Genomic DNA, 16,693 nt, shown 5'->3' with positions numbered 1-16,693 from the left:
CCCCGGGCCGGGTGAGGAGAGACCCCGGCCGCCCACGTCTCACACGAGAAAGGTCCCGACCGTGGCCATCCGCGACAAGATGCGCGCCAACGCGGCCCACGTCCTGCAGCCGGGCGAGAACATCCAGGCGGTGTTCGGCGCCCAGACGACCAGCCAGTACTTCGCGCTGCTGTCCATCTGGATCATCATCTTCTCCAACGCCTACCGCGTCGTCGTCGTGACCGACCGGCGCATCCTCGTGTGCCGGTCGGGGCGGATGCGGATGACCCCGGTCAACGAGGTCCTGCGGGAGCTCCCGCGCGGCACCCGCATCGGCCCGCCGAGCGGCCTGTGGTGGCGGTGCGAGACGCTCGGCGAGAAGCTCTACGTCCACAAGCGGTTCCACAAGGACGTCAACGCCGCCGACGGCGTCGCCGCCTGACGGCCGTCCGGGAGGGGCCCCGCCGCGCACGCGGGCGGGGCCCCTCCCGGCACTTCCGGACACTTTCGACAGCGCCGGGCCCCCTCCCGAGGTCGGAGGCATATCCGCTTCGCGGAGGAGTCGGGCATCCCCGGCCGGGCGCTAGTGTGATCACGATCACGGCTTCCGACGAAACCGCAGGATGTGTGCATGATCGAGGCGGAGAACCTCACCAAGCGCTACGGCGACAAGACCGCCGTCGACGACCTGACCTTCACGGTCCAGCCCGGCCGGGTGACGGGGTTCCTCGGCCCGAACGGCGCCGGGAAGTCCACCACGATGCGGCTGCTCCTCGGCCTCGACCGGCCGAACCGCGGCGACGCCCGGATCGCCGGCGTCCACTACACCGACCTGCCCGCGCCGCTGCGCGTCGTCGGGGCGCTGCTGGAGGCGCGTGCCGTGCACACCGGCCGCAGCGCCTACAACCACCTGCTGGCCCTCGCGCAGACGCAGGGCATCGGCCGCAAGCGCGTCGACGAGGTCATCGACCTGGTCGGGCTCACCGGCGTCGCGCGCAGGCGCGCGGGCGGCTTCTCGCTCGGCATGGGGCAGCGGCTCGGCATCGCCGCGGCGCTGCTCGGCGACCCGGCCGTGCTGATCCTGGACGAGCCCGTCAACGGCCTCGACCCCGAGGGCATCGTCTGGATCCGCACCCTGATGCAGCACCTCGCCCGCGAGGGGCGGACCGTGTTCGTCTCCAGCCACCTCATGAACGAGATGGCCGTCACCGCCGAGCACCTCATCGTCATCGGCCGCGGGCGGCTGATCGCCGACTGCTCCACCGAGGAGTTCATCGAGCGCAGCACCGAGAAGATGGTGGTCGTCCGCAGCCCCGAGGCCGACCGGCTCTCCGACGTCCTCACCGCCGAGGGCGCGAAGGTCGCCCCGTCCCCGGACGGGCTGCTCACCGTCACCCACATGGAGGCGCCGCGGGTCGGGGAACTCGCCGCCGCCGAGGGGGTCGTGCTGCACGAGCTGACCCCGAAGCGCGGCTCGCTGGAGGCCGCGTTCATGGAACTGACCCGCGAGAGCGTCGAGTACGGCGCGGGCGACGCGCCCGCCGCGCCCGGAGCCCCGCCGGGGGCCGCCGTCCCGGTGGCCGCCCCGCCCGCGGGTCCCGCCGGAGAGGGGGAGAACCGATGACCGCCGCCACGCAGCCCGCCGCCCGGCCCGCGGGCGGGCCCACCGCCCACGAGCGGCCCGGCTTCACCCGGCTGATGGTCGCCGAGTGGACGAAGATCCGCACCGTCCGGTCGACGCTGTGGTCGCTGATCCTGCTCGTCGTCCTCAGCATCGGGTTCACCGCCCTGTTCGTCGGGCTGACCGCAGGGACCTGGAAGGACATGGACGCCGGCGACCGCGCCCAGGTCGCCGCCGACCCCGTCAGCTTCATCCTCGGCAGCGGGTTCTTCCTCAGCCAGCTCACCGTCTGCGTGCTCGGCGTCCTCGTCATCGCGTCCGAGTACTCCACCGGCATGATCCGCGCCAGCCTGCTCGCCGTGCCGCGGCGGCTGCCGATGCTGTGGGCCAAGGCCCTGGTGTTCGCGATCATCGTGCTGGTCATCGGCGTCGCGGTGTCGTTCGCGTCCTACTTCATCGGCGTGGCGATCATGGGCGACAAGGTGCACGTCTCGCTCGGCGACGACGGCGTGCTGCGCGCCGTCCTCGGCGGCGGCCTGTACCTCGCGATGCTCGGCCTGTTCGCGCTGGCCGTCGGCGCCATCGTCCGGCACCCGGCGGGCGGCATCACCGGCGTGATCGGGTTCGTGCTCGTCCTCGCGCCGCTCGCCCAGCTGCTGCCCGGCAGCATCGGCGACCACGTGCACGCCTACCTGCCGTCCGAGGCGGGCGTCCTGATCGCCAAGGCCCACCAGGGGGAGGACGACCTGCTCACCCCCTGGCAGGGGTACGGCGTGTTCGCCCTCTGGACGGCCGCGCTCCTCGCCGTCGGCGCGTACCTGCTCAAGCGCCGCGACGCCTGACGTCCGCCGCGCGTGACGCGCCCGCCCCCGCGCTCCGGCGCGCGGGCGGGCGCTTCCGCGTCCGAGCCGGTCAGGCGGGGCGGGCGGCGACCCACGCGCGGTCGTCGTCGAGGAACCGGACGAGGCGCAGCCCGGACTCGGCCAGCACATCGGGCAGCTCGTCGTCCCCGAGCCGCCGGGACGTGAACGCGTGCGTCCAGCGCCGCCCGCCCGTCCGGTACTCGATCGTCACGGCGGCGGCGTCCGGCCCGGCTGGCTCGGCCCGCACGACCTCGAAGTCGACGCCGTCGTGCGACCACGCGCGCGGCGCGTCCGGGCCGAGCCAGGGGCGCGTCTCCCGCTGGAGCAGGACGAGGCCGCCGGGCGCGGCGTGCCGGCGGCACGCGTCCAGCAGCGCCGCCCGGTCGCCGTAGTTGACCAGGTACGACATCAGCAGCACGCAGCCGAACCGCTCGCCGAGGTCCAGGTCCTGGATGGCGGAGCGGACGGTCCGCGCGCCCTCGATCCGGGCGAGCATCTCCGCCGAGTCGTCCACCGCCGTCACCGGGTGGCCGAGGGCGAGCAGCGCGCGGGTGACCCGGCCCGCGCCCGCGCCGAGCTCCAGGACCGGCGTGCCCGCCGGGACGGCCGCGTGGACCAGCGCCGCGCGCGCCTCGTCCGGCGCCATGGCCGCGTAGAACTCGACGGCCGATCCGTCCGGCGCGATCGCGCCGGGCCCGCTTCCGGCGGTGCCGTCCCGGCTCCGTCCCGTGCCCGCCACCGGCCGGCCTCCCCGTCCCGCGCCTTCAAGATCAAGCGCATCGTCGGACGGGACGTCCCCGCCCGTCAAGCCCCCCACGCTCGCATAGGGCTTCCTCTCGGGGGAGCGAGGTCAGGAGACCGGGAACGTCTCCACCCGCGCGTCCGCCGCCCGCGCAACCGCGGTGGTGCTGACATTGGCATGGGCGGCTCCGCGCGCGGTAGAAAGTCGTCATGAGCGAGCACGCCGGGTCCTGCGCCGACGCCACCGATTCGGGTGACGACGTCGACGCGGTCACCTCGGCCGTGCTGACCGCGTCCCGGCTGCTCGTGGCGATCTCCGTGCGGTCCCTCGCCGCCGTCGAGGACGCCGTGACGCCGCCGCAGTTCCGGCTGCTCGTCGTGCTGTCCGCGCAGGGCCCGGCCAAGCTCGTGACGCTCGCCGGGCTGCTCGGGGTCAACCCGTCCACCGCGCTGCGGATGCTGGACCGGCTCGCCGCCGCCGGGCTCGTCGACCGGCGGGCCAGCCCGGACAGCGGGCGCGAGGTCCGGATCCAGCTCACCGCCGCCGGGCGCGGCCTCGTCGACGACGTCACCGCCCGCCGCCGCGCCGGGATCGCCGAGATCGTCGCGCGGATGCCCGCCGGGGAGCGGCGCGCCCTCGTCGCCGCGCTGCGCGCGTTCACCGACGCGGGCGGGGAGCCGCCGGTGCCGACGCTCGTCCCGCTCGGCTGGACCTGACCGCCGAGAACGCCGTCCGAAATTCCGCCGCGCGGGCGAACCAGGCGGTACGCCGATGCGTACCGCCTGGCAGCGTCCCCTCACGGAAAGGACGGCGGAGGATGCGACCACCCCGACCGGCATCCCGACCGGCCTCCGCACCGCAACACCGGAGGGCGTCGGCCGCGCTCGCCGCCGCCCTCCTCCTCGGCGTCCCGCTCGGCGGCTGCGCGCCGATGGGCGGCCAGGCCGCGGACGGAGCCGCGCAGCCCCCGCGCGTCGCGGCCGAGGCCGCCGAGCAGGCCACCGTGCCCACGCAGTGGGGGCCGCTCGGCCCCGCCGACCGCCTGCTCGTGGTGAAGGTCCGGCAGGCCGGGCTGTGGGAGATCCCCGTCGGGCGGGAGGCGGCGACGCGCGCGTCCCGTCCCGCGACCCGGCGGAACCTCGCCGAGATCGCCCGCCAGCACGAGCGGCTCGACGACCTCGACCGCCGGATCGCCGCGCAGCTCGGCGTCCCGCTGCCGGACGGGCCGACCGCGGAGCAGCAGAGCTGGATGTCGGAGATCACCGGCAAGTCCGGCACCGACTACGACAAGACGGCCGTGGCGCGGCTGCGGATGGCGCACGGGCAGATCTACCCGCAGGTCGCCGCGGTCCGCGCCAGCACCCGCAACACCCTGGTCCGCGACTTCGCGGAGCGGTGCGAGACGTTCGTCAGCACCCACATGCGCCTGCTGGAGGGGACGGGGTTCGTCACCGGCGACACGCTGCCCGACCCGCCGCCGGTCACCGGCGCGCCCGCGCCCGGCGGACCGGACCACGGCCACTCGCCCGCGCCCGCCGCGACGTCCCTGGTGCAGGGCTGAGGCGGGCTAGGCGGGCAGTCCGGCGAGGAGCGCCTGGAGCGTCGCGCCGAGCGGCGCGTCCAGCGTGACGAGCGCGTGCTCGTCGCCCCTGGTCGCGCCGTGGTTCACGATCGCGACGGGCACCCCGTGCCGGTCGGCGTGCCGGACGAACCGGTACCCCGACAGCACCGTCAGCGACGACCCCAGCACCAGCAGCGCGCCCGCGCCCTCGGTCAGTGCGTAGCAGTCCCGGACGCGGGGCGGCGGCACGTTCTCGCCGAAGAAGATCACGTCGGGTTTGAGGACGCCGCCGCAGCGCTCGCAGTCCACGACGCGGAACGCCTCGACGTCGGAGTCGGCGAGGACGGCGTCGCCGTCCGGGTTGACCGCGGCGGCGCGGGCGTCGAAGCCCGGGTTCGCGGCGCGCAGCCGCGCGTCCAGCCGGGTTCGCGGCGTCCGCTCGCCGCACCCGAGGCAGACGACCCGGTCGAGCGCGCCGTGCAGCTCGATCACGCCGTCCGCCCCGGCGGCCTGGTGCAGGCCGTCCACGTTCTGGGTGATGATCCCGGTGACCAGGCCGCGCCGCCGCAGCTCGGCGACCGCGCGGTGCCCGGCGTTCGGCCGCGCCGCCGCGATGTGCCGCCAGCCGAGGTGGCTGCGCGCCCAGTACCGCCGCCGCGCCGCCGCCGACCCGGTGAACGCCTGGTAGGTCATCGGGTCGGCGCGGCGGCGGCGTCCCGTCTCGCCGCGGTAGTCGGGGATGCCCGACTCGGTCGAGAGGCCCGCGCCGCTCAGCACCACCACGCCGCCGTCCGCGACGAGGGCGGCGAGCGCCCGCAGCCGGGCGCCGGCGTCCGCGGACCGGTCTTCAGCTACCTGCGTCACCCCTCCATGGTGCACGACGTGCCGCGATGCCGGGCGCGGCGCGCCGGGTATCGTCGGCGTCCACGCTGGACGGACGCCACGCCGGCGACGTCCCGCGGATCTTCGAGAACCGCACGCCGGGACCGGCGCCCCGATCGAAAGGAACGTTCCATGACCGACGCGGGCCCCTTCACCGAGGACGTCGTGCGCCAGATCGCGCGCCACATGAACGACGACCACGCCGCCGACTGCCTCACGATCTGCCGCGCGCTCGGCGGCCGCCCCGGCGCCACCTCGGCCCGGATGACCGGCCTGGACGCCGACGGCATCGACTTCGCCGTGATGGACGGGGGCGTCGAGCACGACGTCCGGATCCCGTTCGGCCGACGGCTCACCGAGCGTGCGCAGGTGCGGCTGGAGGTCGTCCGGATGACCGAGGAGGCCCGCGCCGCGCTCAGCGCCTGACCGGACTCTTCCCGACGTGACGTCGGAAAAGTAACCGACGTCACGTCGGGAACCTTGCGGCGCCGCCTTCCCAGGTGATTTAGGTAAAGCTAACCTAAATTCTCCTGGAATAAGGAGGGCCGTAATGGACACCACCCCGACGGACGAGCCGTTCTCCGCGCGGCTGCGGGCCGCCACCCGGAGCGACCACGGCGCCAACGAGACCTCGGCCTACATGAGCGCGCTCGTCGAGGGACGCCTCGGCCGCGACGAGTACGCCGTCCTCGTGGCGCAGCTCCACCCCGTCTACGACCTCCTCGAAGAGGCCGCCGACCGGATGGCGGCCGACCCGGTCGCGGGGCCGTTCGACCTCCCCGGCCTGCGCCGCCGCGAGGCGCTGGAGGCCGACCTCGCCTACTTCTACGGCCCGCGCTGGCGGGACAGGATCGAGCCGGGCGAGGCCGCGTCCCGGTACTGCGCCCGGCTCCGCGAGGTGTGCTTCGACTGGGCGGGTGGCTTCGTCGCGCACGGCTACACCCGCTACCTGGGCGACCTGTCGGGCGGCCAGTACATCGGCCTCCAGGTCCGCAAGGCGCTGGACCTCGGCGCCGAGGACGACGGCGTCCGCTTCTACCGCTTCACGGGCAGGCCCAAGGCGTACAAGGACCGCTACCGCGCCCTCCTGGACGCCGCCCCCTGGGACGACGACGAGCGGCTCCGTGTCGTCGACGAGGTGAAGACGGCCTACCGGCACAACGCCGCCCTCGCCGAGGAGCTCGGCGAGGTCCTCCGGCCCGCAGCCTGACCCTCCTTGTGATCTACATTGTAAAGGCGGTGGGCCGCGGCCGCTCCGGCGAGCGCGCGAACTCGCGCAGCCGTGCCACGTCCACCACGGTGATCCGCCGCCGGCCGGTGCGCACCAGGCCCTCCGTGCGGAGCGTGCCGAGCGCCCGCGCGACGGTCTCGCGGGAGGCGTCCATCCAACTGCCGAGCTCCTCCTGGGAGAGCGGCGGGCCGATCGCGACGCCGCCGCCGGGGGCGGGCGCGCCGTGCCGGGCGGACAGCTCGGCGAGCTCGGTCAGCAGGATCGCCAGCCGCCGCGCGCCGTGCGCGGACACGTGCGCCCGCAGCCGCCGGTCGGCGTCGTCCAGGCGGCGGACGAACGTCTCGCTGACCAGCAGCCACACGCGGGAGTGCGCGTCGAGGAACCCGGTGAACCGGGCGGCGGGCACGACCAGCGCGGGGATCGGGCTGAGCGCCGTGACCGTCGCCGACCGCTCCCGGCGGCCGAGCACCGCGCTCTCGCAGACGAGGTCGCCCGGCCCGCGCACGGCGAGCACGACCTCGCGGCCCTCCTCGCTGGTGGACGTCACCTTCGCCCAGCCCGACTCGATGATGATGATGTGGTCGGAGTCGTCGCCCTGGTAGCACAGCGGCGTCCGGGGCGAGAACCGGCGCGGCCGCGCCACGGCGCGCAGCGCCGCCCGCTCGGCCGGGCGGAGCGCGTCCCAGAAGCCGCGGCCGGGATCGGACTCGGGATCGGAGCCGGGGTCCGGGTCGGGAGCGGCGCCGGGCGCGCTCCGCCGGATCTGCGGTCGGTGGTTCACGGGTGCGCGTCTCCGCTTCCGGGGTTCGGGTGAACCGGTACCCACGGCAGATGGGGGGAGTGGGGCGTTGAGGCCCAGTGCCGCGGATACCGGTCGCTCATGCGGGCGCCGCCCGGACGTCCGTCCTCGTCCGTCCCGCGGCGGTGCACTGCCTTTCACCCCTATGAGAGCGCCTCACTGATCCCGATGCTGCACGCGGGGGGACGGGCCGTCTGCGTCATCCGACACTTTTGCCGAAAATTGCAGCGGTATGACCCGTCAGCGGGTGAGGGCGTTCAGCAGCCGGTTGACCGGGCCGCCGAGGTTCCAGCGGTCGGCGAGCGCGACGAGCTTCTCCGGGTCGCGGGCGCCGGCGGGGAGCCGGTCGTCCAGCGCGGCGAGCTCCGGCGCGTCGATGTCGGTGACGACCCGGACCACCGTCTCGGCGGCGGCGAGGTACTCGCGGGCCGCCTCCATCCGGCGCCGCGCGCCCGCCGGGAACCCCTCGTCGGTCCCGGCGTCGAGCGCGGCGAGGATCCCCTCGACCGACCCGAACCGGGTGACCAGCGCCGCCGCGGTCTTGTCGCCGACGCCGGGGACGCCGGGCAGCCCGTCGCTAGGGTCGCCGCGCAGCGTCGCGTAGTCGCCGTAGCCGCGGCCCGGGATGCCGTACTTGGCCGCGACCTCCTTCTCGCCCATGATCTGGAGGTTCCGGATGCCCCGCGCGGTATACAGGACGCACACCGGGCCGCCGTCGTCGACGAGCTGGAACAGGTCGCGGTCGCCGGTGACGATGTCGACCGGGCCGTCCGCCGCGCCCCGCACCGCGAGGGTGCCGATGACGTCGTCGGCCTCGTAGCCGGGGACGCCCGCCCGGGCCAGCCCGAATGCGTCCAGGACCTCGTCGATGACCGGGAGCTGCGCCTCCAGCGCGTCGGGCGTCTGGTCGCCGCCGTCGTCGGCCACCCGGTGCGCCTTGTAGGACGGCAGCGCCGCGACCCGGAACGCGGGCCGCCAGTCGGCGTCCATGCAGCAGACGAGCCGGTCGGGGGAGCGGTCCTGGACGAGCCGCGCGATCATGTCGATGAGCCCGCGCACCGCGTTCACCGGCGTCCCGTCGTCGGCGGTGACGGACTCGGGCACGCCGAAGAAGGCGCGGAAGTACAACGACGGCGTGTCCAGCAGCATCAGCCCGCTCATGGGGCACATCGTGCCACGCGGGCGGCGTCGTCGGCGCGCCGCCGCTCTGCGATCCTGGTAGCCGCACGGACGACCGGTCCGGAAGCGGACGACCGGAGAATGGAGACGGGTGTGACAACGGAGTTGTATCCGCGCGAGCGCGTCGGCCTGGTGCGGGAGGCGGCCGCGAAGGCGGGCCTCGGGGCGGTGCTGCTGACGCCCGGCCCGGACCTGCGCTACGTGACCGGCTACGACGCCAAGGAGCTTGAGCGGCTCACCTGCCTGGTCGTGCCGGCCGAGGGGGAGGCGTTCCTGGTCGTCCCGCGCCTCGAGCTGCCCGCCGCGGAGGTGTCGCCCGCCGGGTCGCTCGGCGTCGAGCTGGTGCCCTGGGACGAGACCGACGACCCCTACGCCCTCGTCGCCCGGCGGCTGCCGTCCGGCCTGCCGAAGGTCGGCGTGGCCGACCGGATGTGGGCGGTGATGGCGCTGCGGTTCCGCGCCGCGATGCCCGCCGCCGAGCAGGTCGCCGCCGGGGGAGTGCTGCGCGGGCTGCGGATCCGCAAGAGCGCCGCCGAGGTCGCGGCGCTGCGCGAGGCGGGCGAGGCGATCGACCGGGTGCACCGCCGTGTCCCGGGCCTCCTCGCGGCCGGGCGCACCGAGCGGGAGGTCGCCCGCGACATCGCCGACGCGATCGTCGCCGAGGGCCACTCCCGCGTCGACTTCGTGATCGTCGGGTCGGGCCCGAACGGCGCGAATCCGCACGCCGAGCCGTCCGACCGGGTGATCCGCGCGGGCGAGCCGGTCGTGGTCGACATCGGCGGGACGATGCCGAGCGGCTACTGCTCCGACTCCACCCGCAACTACTGCGTCGGCGAGCCGCCCGCCGAGTACCTGGCGTACTACGCGGTGCTGGAGGAGGCGCAGCGCGCGTCGAGCGCGGCCGTCCGCCCGGGGACGACGCCCGAGGCCGTCGACGCCGCCGGGCGCGACGTGATCGCCGCCGCCGGGTACGGCGAGCACTTCTTCCACCGCACCGGCCACGGCATCGGCCTGGAGTCGCACGAGGACCCCTACATCGTCTCGGGCAACCGGGAGCCGCTGGAGCCGGGCATGGCGTTCTCCATCGAGCCGGGCATCTACCCCGGCCCGCACGGCGCCCGCATCGAGGACATCGTCGTCTGCACCGAGGACGGCTTCGACCCGCTGAACGTGACCGAGCGCGGCCTGGTGATCGTCGGCTGAATTCCCAGGTCACGGCCCGAAAAGCACGGTGATGAGGGCGCGGACGGATTTCCGTCCGCGCCCTCGCCTATTTTCGGACGCCTGAAAATCGCGCGGAATGCGGGTGAAAAACGGCCCGGTAACGATCTCTGCACCAAAACCGTCAGCGTTCTCCCCGCGTATTGCAACGCGGCCGATCCGCCCTGTAGCTAGTCATAGCTACGCGGGAGTAAGTCACGTTTCCTCCGCATCGCGGGGCCTGGCCTCGCCGGGGCGGGGAGGCGCGTGCCGCGACGAGGGCGTGACGTGGAGCGACGGGAAAGAGGGGACGCCGTGGCAGAGGTCGACCTGACCAGCGTCGGGAAGGTCTATCCCGACGGCACGCGGGCCGTGACCGACCTGAGCCTGCACATCGCCGACGGGGAGTTCCTCGTGCTCGTCGGGCCGTCCGGCTGCGGGAAGACGACCGCGCTGCGGATGGTCGCCGGGCTGGAGGAGATCTCCGAGGGCGAGGTCGCGATCGGCGGGCGGGTCGTCAACCGCGTCCCCGCCCGCGACCGCGACGTCGCCATGGTGTTCCAGAGCTACGCGCTCTACCCGCACCTGTCCGTCCGCGACAACATCGGGTTCGGGCTGTCGCTGCGCAAGCTCCCGAAGGCCGAGATCAGGGAGAAGGTCGACCGGGCGGCGGAGATCCTCGGGCTGACCGAGCACCTGTCGCGCAAGCCGCGCAACCTGTCCGGCGGGCAGCGGCAGCGGGTCGCGATGGGCCGCGCGATCGTCCGGGAGCCGCAGGCGTTCCTGATGGACGAGCCGCTGTCCAACCTCGACGCCAAGCTCCGCGTCCAGATGCGCGCCGAGATCGCCCGGATCCAGCGCGACCTCGGCGTCACGACGATCTACGTCACGCACGACCAGACCGAGGCGATGACGCTCGGCGACCGCGTCGCGGTGATGAAGAAGGGCGAGCTGCAGCAGGTCGCGCCGCCGCAGGAGCTCTACGACCGGCCCGCGAACCTGTTCGTCGCGGGGTTCATCGGCTCGCCCGCCATGAACCTGCTGAAGGCGACCCTGGCCGGGGACGCGGGCGACGCGCGGCTGGAGATCGGCGGGCAGACGCTGGCGCTCCCGCCCGGGGTGCTGGCCGAACGGCCGGACCTCGCGTCCCGGCTCGGCGGCGAGGTCGTCGTCGGGATCCGTCCCGAGGACATGCAGGACGCCGACCTAGTCGAGGCCCCCGCCGGCTCCGCGCTCACCTCCACGGCCGACCTGGTCGAGGCCATGGGCTCGGACGTGCTCGTCCACTTCGCGCTGGAGGCCGACCAGGTCGTCACCGAGGACACCAAGGAGCTCGCCCGCGACGCGGGCACCGACGTGCTGGGGCATCTGGAGCGGCCCCGCACGGACCTCGTCGCGCGGTTCAGCCCGCGCACCCGCGTGAAGGTCGGCGACCCGGTGACGGCCCGCGTCGACACCGGCCGCCTGCACTTCTTCGATATCGAGTCCGGCGCGGCGATCTGGGGATCGGACGCCGCCGGACCGTCCAGGGAGGATGAGAATGAGGGTCAGTAGGCGTGTGCTAGGCGCGGCCGTGGCGGCCGGGCTGGTGGTGTCCGGCGCGGCCGCGTGCGGCGGGGACGACGACGGCGGAGACGGCGGTTCGACCCCGTCCGGCGGGGGAGCGCTGAAGGGCACCACGATCGAGGTCGCCGCCAAGTGGACCGGCCCGGAGGAGGCCAACTTCCGCAAGGTGCTCCAGGCGTTCGAGAAGAAGACCGGCGCGAAGGTCAACTACGCGTCGACCGGCGAGAACACCGACGCCTACCTCGGCCCGCGCATCTCGGCGAAGAACCCGCCGGACGTGGCGCTGCTGCCGCAGCCCGGCCTCATGCAGCAGTACGCGAAGAAGGGCGCGCTGAAGCCCCTCGCCCCCGACGTCGTCACCGAGGTCGGCAACAACTTCTCGCCGTACTGGAAGGAGCTCGGCTCCGCCGACGGCAAGCCCTACGGCGTCATGGTCAAGGCCGCCTACAAGTCGATCCTGTGGTACCGGCCGCAGGTGTTCTCCGACGCGGGCGTCCAGCCGCCCGCGTCGTGGGCGGACCTCGTCAAGGCCGCGGGCACCCTCCAGGACGCGGGCACGACCCCGTTCACGCTGGCCGCGGGCCCGCAGGACTCCTGGACGCTCACCGACTGGTTCGAGAACGTCTACCTGTCGCAGGCCGGGCCGGACAACTACGACAAGCTCGCCAAGCACGAGATCAAGTGGACCGATCCGACCGTCGGGAAGGCGCTGGAGACCCTCGCGCAGATCTGGGGCAAGGGCGACTTCCTCAACGGCGGCGTCGCCACCGCGACCAAGACCAAGTTCGACGAGTCGGTCACCCAGGTGTTCGGCCAGGAGAAGGCCGCGATGGTGTACGGCGGCGACTTCGCGGCCGCGAACATCGCCACCACCAAGGCCAAGGTCGGCACGGACGCGCAGGTCTTCGCGTTCCCGGCGGCCGGGACCACGCCCCCGGCGATCCTCGGCGGCGACGTCGCCGTCGCGCTCAAGGACGGCAAGGGCGCGCAGGAGTTGATGAAGTTCCTCGCGTCGCCGGAGGCCGGGAAGGTGTGGGCGGGGCTCGGCGGCTACCTGACGCCGAACAAGAACGTCCCGTCCAGCGCGTACTCCGACCCGATCGCCAAGCAGCTCATCGAGCAGATCCAGAAGTCCGGCGACGCCGCCCGCTACGACATGTCCGACCTCGCGCCCGCCGCGTTCGGCGCGACGCCCGGCAAGGGCGAGTGGGAGGCGCTGCGCGCGTTCGTGCAGCACCCGACGGACGTGAAGGGCACGCAGGCCAAGCTGGAGGCCGAGGCCGCCAAGGCGTACAAGTAGGAGACCCCGCATGAAGGCTCCGAACGAGGAGGCTCCGAAAGAGGGTGCGCCGCCCGTGGTCACGGGCGGCGCCGCCCCCGGCCCGCGCGGCCGCCCGGCCCGGGAGCGGCTGAACCCGCCGTCCTGGCTGGCGCTGACGTTCCTGCTGCCCGCGCTGCTGCTGCTCGGCTTCCTGGTGGTCTACCCGATCGTCTACTCGGTGATCCGCAGCTTCTTCGACGCCTCCGGCGACGGGTTCGCCGGCGTCGACAACTACACCGGGGTCTTCAAGGGGCACGACAACCTCGTCGCCGTGCGCAACACCGCCATCTGGGTGGTGGTCGCGCCGACCGTGGTGACGATCGTCGGGCTGGTGTTCGCCGTCCTCACCGAGCGGATCCGGTGGGGGACGGTGTTCAAGCTCGTCGTGTTCATGCCGATGGCGATCTCGTTCCTCGCGTCCGGCGTGATCTTCCGGCTGGTGTACCAGCAGGACCCGGACAAGGGCGTCGCCAACGCGGCGCTGGTCGCGATCCACGACACGTTCGCGCAGGGCACCACCTATCCGGGCGCGGGGCCGCGCAACGGCGGGAACCAGCCCGTCCGCGCGGAGGGCGGCGGCGTGGTCACGGTGAACCAGGTCGCGGCGGGGCAGAGCGCGCTCGTCCCGCTGCTGAAGGTCAAGCCGGAGTACCTGCCGAAGGACGCGAAGCCCGCCGCGCAGGCGCCGCCGGCGAAGCCGGGCCGGCTCACCGGGACGGTCTGGTTCGACTTCACCAGGGGCGGCGGCGGCCGGCCGAACGCCCCGAACGCGGGCGAGTCCGGGCTGCCCGGCATCAAGGTCGAGGCGGTCAAGGACGGCAAGGTCGTCGCGAAGGCCACCACCGGGGCCGACGGCACGTTCACGATGAAGAAGGTCCCGGACGGCAGCTACACGATCCGGCTGCCCGCCGGGAACTTCACCGCCGCCTACAACGGCGCGGAATGGCTCGGCGGGACGCTGATCACGCCCGCGATCATCGGGTCGTACCTGTGGGTGTGGGCCGGGTTCGCGATGGTGCTGATCGCCGCCGGGCTCGCCGCCATCCCCCGGGACGCGCTGGAGGCGGCCCGCGTGGACGGCGCCACCGAGTGGCAGGTGTTCCGGCGGGTGACGATCCCGCTGCTCGCGCCCGTCCTCGTCGTGGTGCTGGTGACGCTCGTCATCAACGTGCTGAAGGTGTTCGACCTCGTCTACATCATCGGCGGCGGCGACCCGGACGCGAGCGTCCTCGCCCTCCAGATGTGGACCGAGTCGTTCGGCGGCGGCGACGACCAGGGCGCGGGCAGCGCGATCGCGGTGCTGCTGTTCGTCCTGGTGCTGCCCGCCATGCTGTTCAACGTCCGGCGAATCCGGCAGGAGCGCTCATGAGCACCGCGGAAGAGGCCGCCACCACCCCGGCACCGGCCCGGAACGGGGCGGCGGGCGCGCCCCGCCGCAACCTGGCCGCCCGCCTCGTCGGACGGCTCGGCGGCGGCGCCGCGCAGACGCTGCTGGTCCTGGTCGCGCTGTTCTGGCTGGTGCCGACCTTGGGGCTGCTGGTCGCGTCGCTGCGCTCCAACGCCGACAACAACGCGAGCGGCTGGTGGACGGTCTTCACCGAGCCCGCCCAGCTCACCGCCGGCTCGTACTCCGCCCTGCTCGACAAGGGCGACTTCGTCGACTCGTTCTGGAACACCGTGCTGATCACCGTCCCCGCGACGGTGCTGGTCGTGGTGATCGCCTCGCTCGCCGCCTACGCGTTCGCGTGGATGGAGTTCCCCGGCCGGGACTGGCTGTTCCTCGCCGTGGTCGCGCTGCTGGTGGTGCCTGTCCAGGTGGCGCTGATCCCGGTCGCCAAGCTGTACGGGCACGTCGAGTTCGGCGGCTTCCACATGTTCGGGTCGATCACCGGCGTGGTGCTGTTCCACGTCGCGTTCGGCCTGCCGTTCGCGATCTTCCTGCTGCGCAACTTCTTCGCCGCGATCCCGCGCGACCTCCTGGAAGCGGCGCGGATGGACGGCGGCTCCGAGTGGACGATCTTCCGCCGGGTGATCTTCCCGCTGGGCGGCCCGGCGATCGCCTCGCTCGGCATCTTCCAGTTCCTCTGGGTGTGGAACGACCTGCTCGTCGCGCTGGTGTTCGCCGACACCGAGTCCCAGCCGATGACCAAGTGGCTCCAGTCGCAGATGCGCCAGTTCACCGGGAACATCGACATCCTGGCCCCCGGCGCGTTCCTGTCCCTGATCGTCCCCCTGGCCGTCTTCTTCGCCTTCCAGCGCTACTTCGTGGAAGGCGTCCTAGCAGGCTCCGTGAAGTAGGAACCTGAACCGGCGTCACGGGTCGGGCGGCCGTAGGCCGCCAAGGCCGCAGGTCGCCCGACCCGACGAGCGAGGGGCCGTTTCCCGAGAGCGAACGCGATTCGGGAAACGGCCCCTCGCTCGCTGACGGGGGTTCCAGGGGGTCGCCCCTGGGTTAGACAGCTAGGCCGCTTGCCGGGTCGAAGAAGTGGAGGCGGCGGGTGTCCACCGCGAGTTCCACCTGCTGGCCCGGGCGGACGTGGGAGCGGGAGTTGACGCGGGCCGTCCACAGGGCGCGGTTGTCGGTGAGGGGGATCGCCATGTCGCCGTCGCCCTCGGCGGCGTCCTCGGCGAGGTCGGCGGTGTCCTTGTGCTCGACCGGCGGGGCGTCGATCGTGAAGATGACGTTGATCTCGCTGCCGAGCTCCTCGGTGACGGTGCTGCGGACGGACATCGGCGCCCAGTCGGGCTGGGCGTGCGCGGCGTCCTCGAAGTCGGACGGGCGGATGCCGAGGATGATCTGGCGGCCGATGTAGTTCTGCAGGTGCGGCCGCTCGTTCAGCGTGGCGGCGGGGACGGGCAGCGTGTACCCGGCGAACGACACGCGCGCGCCGCCGTCGCCGGCCGACAGGTCGGCGGACACGAAGTTCATCGAGGGCGAGCCGATGAAGCCCGCCACGAACAGGTTGACGGGGTGGTCGAACAGCCGCTGCGGCGTGTCGACCTGCTGGAGCCTGCCCTCGCGCAGCACGCACACCCGCGACCCGAGGGTCATGGCCTCGACCTGGTCGTGGGTGACGTAGACGGTGGTGACGCCGAGCCGCTCGTGCAGCTGGCTGAGGGAGGCGCGCATGGAGACGCGGAGCTTGGCGTCGAGGTTGGACAGCGGCTCGTCCATCAGGAACGCCTGCGGCTGGCGGACGATCGCGCGGCCCATCGCGACCCGCTGCCGCTGGCCGCCGGACAGCGCGGCGGGCTTGCGGGACAGGAACTGCTCGAGGCCGAGCATCTTCGCCGCCTCGCGGACCTTCTGCTTGATCTCCGCCTTCGGCGTGCCGCGCAGCTTGAGGCCGAAGGCGAGGTTCTGCTCGACGGTCATGTGCGGGTACAGCGCGTAGTTCTGGAAGACCATCGCGATGTCGCGGTCCTTGGGCGCGAGGTCGTTGACGACCTGGTCGCCGATGGAGATCTTCCCGGCGGAGATCTCCTCAAGGCCGGCGATCATCCGCAGCGCGGTGGACTTGCCGCAGCCGGACGGCCCGACCAGCACCATGAACTCGCCGTCGTGGATCTCCAGGTCGAGGCCGTCCACGGCCTTGACCCCGCCGGAGTACACCTTGTCGACCTTGTCGAGAACGATCTTCGCCATTCGGACCCCTCGCTGGAAACGTTTCCATAGCCCCCCTGTCGAGCAGGGGTTTTGCGGTACAAACTGGAGTAAACCTCATGGAAACGTTTCCAGGGGAGTCGAG

General features: G+C 73.2%; 17 protein-coding genes. 12 read left to right on the top strand and 5 right to left on the bottom strand.

All coding sequences use genetic code 11. From position 1 onward, the window contains the following. Positions 1-61 precede the first annotated feature (61 nt). The 3 genes from FXF68_RS31795 to FXF68_RS31785 all read left to right on the top strand — a co-directional run bounded on the left by FXF68_RS31795 (position 62) and on the right by FXF68_RS31785 (position 2,442). Entirely contained in the window at positions 62-421 is a 360-nt protein-coding gene (locus FXF68_RS31795; RefSeq protein ID WP_148765740.1) for a hypothetical protein, read from the top strand. 189 nt (positions 422-610) lie between these two features. Next, a complete protein-coding gene (locus tag FXF68_RS31790) occupies positions 611-1,603 on the top strand; it encodes an ABC transporter ATP-binding protein (protein WP_148765738.1) in 993 nt (330 codons plus the stop codon). Further along, entirely contained in the window at positions 1,600-2,442 is an 843-nt protein-coding gene (locus FXF68_RS31785) for an ABC-2 transporter permease (RefSeq protein ID WP_148765736.1), read from the top strand. Before FXF68_RS31790 ends, FXF68_RS31785 begins: the two co-directional genes overlap by 4 nt. A 70-nt stretch (positions 2,443-2,512) precedes the next feature. On the opposite strand, the gene FXF68_RS31780 is transcribed toward FXF68_RS31785, so the two are convergent. Further along, positions 2,513-3,202 carry a class I SAM-dependent methyltransferase gene (locus FXF68_RS31780; protein ID WP_222870163.1) on the bottom strand — a complete coding sequence of 230 codons (690 nt, stop codon included), beginning with the start codon at positions 3,200-3,202 and terminating at the stop codon, positions 2,513-2,515. 212 nt (positions 3,203-3,414) lie between these two features. Here FXF68_RS31780 and FXF68_RS31775 point away from each other — a divergent pair, with 212 nt between their 5' ends. After that, entirely contained in the window at positions 3,415-3,921 is a 507-nt protein-coding gene (locus FXF68_RS31775) for a MarR family winged helix-turn-helix transcriptional regulator (protein ID WP_148765734.1), read from the top strand. A 101-nt stretch (positions 3,922-4,022) separates the two neighbouring features. Then, positions 4,023-4,766 carry a DUF4142 domain-containing protein gene (locus FXF68_RS31770; protein ID WP_148765732.1) on the top strand — a complete coding sequence of 248 codons (744 nt, stop codon included), beginning with the start codon at positions 4,023-4,025 and terminating at the stop codon, positions 4,764-4,766. 6 nt (positions 4,767-4,772) lie between these two features. Here FXF68_RS31770 and FXF68_RS31765 read toward each other — a convergent pair whose 3' ends face one another. After that, positions 4,773-5,630 (bottom strand): NAD-dependent protein deacetylase, encoded by an 858-nt coding sequence (locus FXF68_RS31765; RefSeq protein ID WP_148765730.1) that lies wholly within the window; start codon positions 5,628-5,630, stop codon positions 4,773-4,775. Between the two features lie 150 nt (positions 5,631-5,780). Here FXF68_RS31765 and FXF68_RS31760 point away from each other — a divergent pair, with 150 nt between their 5' ends. Next, a complete protein-coding gene (locus FXF68_RS31760; RefSeq protein WP_148765728.1) occupies positions 5,781-6,074 on the top strand; it encodes a DUF2470 domain-containing protein in 294 nt (97 codons plus the stop codon). A gap of 124 nt (positions 6,075-6,198) precedes the next feature. Then, complete coding sequence (locus FXF68_RS31755) at positions 6,199-6,858, top strand: biliverdin-producing heme oxygenase (protein ID WP_148765726.1); 660 nt, start codon at positions 6,199-6,201, stop codon at positions 6,856-6,858. Positions 6,859-6,871: 13 nt separating this feature from the next. Here FXF68_RS31755 and FXF68_RS31750 read toward each other — a convergent pair whose 3' ends face one another. Continuing rightward, positions 6,872-7,660 carry a Crp/Fnr family transcriptional regulator gene (locus FXF68_RS31750; protein ID WP_246179052.1) on the bottom strand — a complete coding sequence of 263 codons (789 nt, stop codon included), beginning with the start codon at positions 7,658-7,660 and terminating at the stop codon, positions 6,872-6,874. A gap of 258 nt (positions 7,661-7,918) precedes the next feature. Further along, a complete protein-coding gene (locus FXF68_RS31745; RefSeq protein ID WP_148765724.1) occupies positions 7,919-8,839 on the bottom strand; it encodes a 5'-3' exonuclease in 921 nt (306 codons plus the stop codon). 111 nt (positions 8,840-8,950) lie between these two features. Between FXF68_RS31745 and FXF68_RS31740 the strand changes: the two genes are divergently transcribed. The 5 genes from FXF68_RS31740 to FXF68_RS31720 all read left to right on the top strand — a co-directional run bounded on the left by FXF68_RS31740 (position 8,951) and on the right by FXF68_RS31720 (position 15,242). Then, positions 8,951-10,060 (top strand): M24 family metallopeptidase, encoded by a 1,110-nt coding sequence (locus tag FXF68_RS31740; RefSeq protein ID WP_246179051.1) that lies wholly within the window; start codon positions 8,951-8,953, stop codon positions 10,058-10,060. A gap of 312 nt (positions 10,061-10,372) precedes the next feature. After that, the gene (locus tag FXF68_RS31735; protein ID WP_148765719.1) at positions 10,373-11,611 is read left to right on the top strand and encodes an ABC transporter ATP-binding protein; all 1,239 of its coding nucleotides are present in this window, start codon (positions 10,373-10,375) and stop codon (positions 11,609-11,611) included. After that, positions 11,598-12,923 carry an ABC transporter substrate-binding protein gene (locus tag FXF68_RS31730; RefSeq protein WP_148765717.1) on the top strand — a complete coding sequence of 442 codons (1,326 nt, stop codon included), beginning with the start codon at positions 11,598-11,600 and terminating at the stop codon, positions 12,921-12,923. The genes FXF68_RS31735 and FXF68_RS31730 overlap by 14 nt, the downstream gene beginning before the upstream one ends. Positions 12,924-12,933: 10 nt before the next feature. Next, positions 12,934-14,313: an ABC transporter permease gene (locus FXF68_RS31725; RefSeq protein WP_148765714.1), complete on the top strand. Its 1,380-nt coding sequence runs from the start codon at positions 12,934-12,936 to the stop codon at positions 14,311-14,313. Beyond that, positions 14,310-15,242 carry a carbohydrate ABC transporter permease gene (locus tag FXF68_RS31720; protein ID WP_148765712.1) on the top strand — a complete coding sequence of 311 codons (933 nt, stop codon included), beginning with the start codon at positions 14,310-14,312 and terminating at the stop codon, positions 15,240-15,242. The genes FXF68_RS31725 and FXF68_RS31720 overlap by 4 nt, the downstream gene beginning before the upstream one ends. 154 nt (positions 15,243-15,396) lie before the next feature. Here the strand turns inward: FXF68_RS31720 and FXF68_RS31715 are convergent, their stop codons facing one another. Beyond that, complete coding sequence (locus tag FXF68_RS31715) at positions 15,397-16,590, bottom strand: ABC transporter ATP-binding protein (RefSeq protein ID WP_148765710.1); 1,194 nt, start codon at positions 16,588-16,590, stop codon at positions 15,397-15,399. Between the last annotated feature and the right edge of the window lie 103 nt (positions 16,591-16,693).

Source organism: Actinomadura decatromicini, from assembly GCF_008121305.1.
Classification (GTDB): domain Bacteria; phylum Actinomycetota; class Actinomycetes; order Streptosporangiales; family Streptosporangiaceae; genus Spirillospora; species Spirillospora syzygii.
Note: the sequence above shows the minus strand (reverse complement) of the source record. Positions and strands in the feature narration are given on the sequence as shown.